Origin of the sequence: Liquorilactobacillus sp. (assembly GCF_047719775.1) — a bacterium.
Lineage (GTDB): Bacteria > Bacillota > Bacilli > Lactobacillales > Lactobacillaceae > Liquorilactobacillus.
The window spans coordinates 1-4452 of the sequence record NZ_JBDNTS010000042.1; the positions used below are offsets into that span (position 1 = coordinate 1).

The following is a 4452-nucleotide window of genomic DNA, read 5'->3' on the forward strand; positions in this document are numbered from 1 at the left end:
TTGCCCGTTGGTCAAATTGGTTAAGACGTCGCCCTCTCAAGGCGGAGTTACGGGTTCGATCCCCGTACGGGCGATATGTTGAGGCAAAATATGTGTCCATCATTTAATTAGGATGGACTTTTATTTTGTGGAAGCAGAACTATTCCCTTGTTTCCTGATGTTATTGTGCGTATATTGACAAGTAAATGCACAAGTACTACCATTAAATAGTGGTTTTTAATTCATTGGGCATTCGCCAAATTGGTAAGGCAGCGGACTCTGAATCCGCAATGTACTGGTTCGAGTCCAGTATGCCCAATAGCTATATAATTTAAGCCTATATATCATCCAGAAATGTTGATATATAGGCTTTTTTATTTTTGATTTCGTGTATTTGTATATATCTGTCTTAAATTGCGCCCAATATCCGCCCAATATTTTAAAAATTAACAAACGAAGTAAACTTTTCAGGAGTTTGTTCCTTTTGCTTGTCAGTGACTGACGTATATATGTTTAAAGTAGTTTTTATATCAGTATGTCCTAATTGTTCTTGTAACTCTTTCGGGGGCATTCCACCTTGGATGGTCAGTGTTGCATAAGTATGTCTAAAACCATGTACGGGTATATGTTTCAGGTCATATTCTTCTGTAATTCTGCTCATCCAAACTCGCGGTTTATTGGGGTTATGCATCTTATTCAAGGTTGAAGAGAAGACGAGTTGGTCCTTGGATGAACTATTAAAGCCTAATTGAAAAAGCTGAACTTTTTGTTTTTTCTTCCAGTCTTTTAAAATACCTAATGTTTTATTATCAATAAATATTTCGCGTTCACTGGCTGCGGTTTTAGTTGATTGGATTATCAATTTACCGTCACCATTTGATTGGGTCTTGTTGATACTTATTTTGTGTTTTAAAAAATTGATGTCTCTCCACTGTAATGCGAGTACTTCACCCTTACGCATACCAGTAAACGCAAGCAACCTAAAAAAAGTATATGCTTGTTGAGTTCCCGATTCTTGTAGACATTCTAAAAACTTTTGCAATTCATTTCTACTATAGTACATAGCTTTTTTACTTTTTTTAATCAACTGTCTTCGATTACTAGGAATAATAATTGCATCAATCGGATTGCTTTTAACTATCTTCAATCTAACAGCATATTTAAATACTCCTGATATATTATTAGCAAATCTTTTATAGTTTTTAAGTGGTTTCTTAAACCATTCATTTACAATGAGTTGACACTTGGCTGGAGTGATTTTTCCAATAATTTCGTTACCAAAAGCTGGAAGAATATGATTTTCAAAATTTCTCTTTGTTGTTGTCCAGGTAGATTCTTTAACAGTCAATTTATAGTTATCAAACCATTGTCTATAAACTTGATTAAATGTCATTCTTGAATCGGTGAAGCCATTCAACAATTGTGATTCTAATTCTTCAGCAGCGACCCGAGCTTCTTTTTGCAGTCTAAATCCGCTCTTGCTTTTTTTTAATCTTTTACCAGTTGCAGGATCAGTGTAGGAAATCTGAAATCTCCAAAGAGTTCCCTTTTGTGTTGTGTATTTTTCAATGTATGCCATGGAAGAGGTAAACTCCTTTCTGTGTAATTTGCTAGGTTTGTACGCAAATCAGTATTTTTATGAATAAGAAATAGGGGAGAAGCAATTAAAATGCGTATTCGTATCTAAAAATACGCACGTATGTTCTTTTTGTGTGTTAAATAAAAGCCCTCGATAGGGCTTAAAACTAGGTACTTTATTCATATTATAATAAAATGTTTCAATCTTCTATATTGATAATAGATTCACTTTATCATAAGAATCAATTTTTAAGGTTGGACTAGCAAAAAGTAACTCTGGAGCAGAACCACGTTTTTTATTGTTTGCTGAATAGCGTAAATGATATTCAAAATTTTTATTATTATCCTGATACATATCAGTAATTTGCTTAGTTTTATCGTATGTTGTGATCCACCTATACTCATGCAATGATAAAATCTCTTTAGATAAGAGTTCATGTCCCTTTTTGTTGAAAGAAGAGTAATATAAATTTTGACCTTGTCCAAAGTAGGGGGGGTCAAAAAAAATAAAGCAAGAAGATGGACTAATTTCTTTTTTAATCATAGGTATCATATCAAGAGCATTTTTCCTAGTTAGTCTAATTTGTTTTTTTCGACTACTAATTGTGGTTATTTTATTTATAAGAGTTTTTTTATTAAAACGTGAATATATTTGTGATGTACCATTCTGACTATACCCACCGATAGGGCCCCCATTGATAATACCACTCATATTACTTCTATTTAAAAATAAAGTGGCGAAAGCCAAATCTACTGAATTTTGGTGTGTTTTATTTCCAGAATAAATTTTTTTTTGCTCTTTCCAGAAATTTATACTGAACTCAGGTGAGATATCATGACCAGTATAGTAATCAAAAGGAACAGAATAAATTTTATTTTTTAGTTCTTCAGATTTGTTTAAAATAGCATACCATACTGAATATATAGATTTATCATAATCATTTATCCAGATTCTTTTAATCTTGTTTTCTAGTAATAGCTTTAATGGAATCCCTGCCCCGCCTGCAAAAGGTTCTATATACATATCACTCACATTATTTTGCTTTAATAAGTGATGTATATAATTTGAGAGCTGGGTTTTTCCGCCAGGGTATCTAAACGGAGACATCGTTGTTGGCATTTTATCACCTCTTCAGATATAAAAATATCATAATTAATATATTTTGGCCAGAATTTTATTTAGAATAGTTAGATATGATGTTGTCATATGAAGATGATAGTAATCCAAGAAAATGCATAACCGGTTCTTTGTTGTCTCTTATCCAATAAGTTAAGATAATATCCATGTAATACATATTGTCTCTAAACCAATGTTTATATTTCATATTCTCTTTATCTTTAACATATTTTGTAGAGTGAGGACCAATTTTAAATAGATTTTCGCGACTTAAGCCATTATTTTCCATTTTTGGATCGTTATATAGTTTATCCATTGACTTAGAATTTTTTATATAATTCCACATTTCTACTTCTATCTTTTGTTTCCCAGGCAAAGTAAAAAAATTAAATTTTGCATTATTAATAACAAAAGGAGACATATATTTCGTAGTGACTTTTTCTAAGTCATGTTTACCAGATTCAGAGTTTAAATCTGGATCTAGTAGGAAGATATTATTTTGATAGTATTCATAGTCTGAGGAAGCTAAATTTATTAGGTGAGGCCATGAAATATTTATATCAAGAATATTGATCAAAGAAAATTTATCTTTTTTTGCAGTAAATTCTAATATGCTTTTTAAAAACCACCGTGCAACTTCATCTTCAGTTAGGACATTAATACTCTTATTTTGTGGTAGAAGCTTGGCATATGTTTTTGTGAGATCATATCTGTAATAATTTTTTGGGGGATTTTCTTTAATTTTTACAACTCCAGGACAGTCACTATGTGTTGATAAGTACTGTATTTTTACATCTTCAGGTTGAATAGATTTGTTTTCTAAATCTCCTGAAATATGTTCTAATAAAGTCAAACTATGAGTTGTAAAAACAATTTGAAGATCCAATTTTTCAGACATTTTTAATAACCAATCAAATAATTTGTTTTGTGCTGCAGGATGCAAAGTTGCATCAAGTTCGTCTATTCCGAGAATGCCCCCAATATAGTCCGTGCCTAAAGTATCTTTTAAAACTTGAAAAGACATTACTGATTCTATAATTTGTCCTGTATTATCTTGTCCATTAGAATTTGATGCAAATCCATAACTAGTGTTTTTTATTCCTGATTTTAGATTGCTGATGGATTTTAATTTTATGTTCATCATTTCTGATTTTTCAGGATCAAAATTTTCAGATAATACTTCTTTATGTATTTTAATCATTTCGTCTGATAATTTTTTATCAATGTTCGATTTCTTTGCAGAATCACTTTCTCCAATAGGTATAAGACGAGATAATCCCAAGTAGAGTGTTGGCCACTCAATTTTTCTTTCATTCGGTTTACTTTGTTCGTCTTTTATTGGAATTAGTCGATATCTTTTAATAATATTTTCAGTAGTTTTTTTAGTATATTTATTTTCATCACCTTCTGCAGAGATGAAACGATCATTTTTTGTTTTTCTTGTTTGTGTCAGGGCACGAAAAGAAAGCTCAGGAATAACATTATATTTTGATGGAACTTGTGGTAAATCAGAAAAAAATATTGTTGACTTTTCTCCTGAGGTATCTTGGTCAGGATCATACATGATAACATCTGCAAAATCACCTCTAAAGTCCTGACCATTTAATGTTTTATATTTTTTTAATTCACCAACATTAGTTAATATGGCCAGTATTGTTGATTTACCTACGCCATTTAGACCAGCTATCGCTGTGATTCTTTTACCAAGATTCATAGTAAATTTTTTTGGTTCTACAATATTGGGTGTTGATGGAAGTTCATCAACACCCAATTTTCAT

The 4452-nt window shown here is 31.3% G+C and carries 3 protein-coding genes and 2 tRNA genes; 2 read left to right on the forward strand and 3 right to left on the reverse strand.

Translation table 11 applies throughout. The features are described from left to right. Position 1: 1 nt before the first annotated feature. Both ABF682_RS11830 and ABF682_RS11835 read left to right on the forward strand, forming a co-directional pair. Positions 2-74, forward strand: a tRNA-Glu gene (locus ABF682_RS11830). 151 nt (positions 75-225) lie between these two features. Then, positions 226-298: transfer RNA gene (locus ABF682_RS11835), tRNA-Gln, on the forward strand. A gap of 120 nt (positions 299-418) precedes the next feature. On the opposite strand, the gene ABF682_RS11840 is transcribed toward ABF682_RS11835, so the two are convergent. From ABF682_RS11840 to ABF682_RS11850, 3 genes are all read right to left on the reverse strand, one after another. Then, positions 419-1558, reverse strand: a complete 1140-nt coding sequence (locus ABF682_RS11840; protein WP_415619927.1) for a tyrosine-type recombinase/integrase — start codon at positions 1556-1558, stop codon at positions 419-421. 207 nt (positions 1559-1765) lie between these two features. Then, positions 1766-2677: a DNA adenine methylase gene (locus tag ABF682_RS11845; RefSeq protein ID WP_415619928.1), complete on the reverse strand. Its 912-nt coding sequence runs from the start codon at positions 2675-2677 to the stop codon at positions 1766-1768. Between the two features lie 55 nt (positions 2678-2732). Further along, complete coding sequence (locus tag ABF682_RS11850) at positions 2733-4445, reverse strand: ATP-binding protein (protein ID WP_415619929.1); 1713 nt, start codon at positions 4443-4445, stop codon at positions 2733-2735. Between the last annotated feature and the right edge of the window lie 7 nt (positions 4446-4452).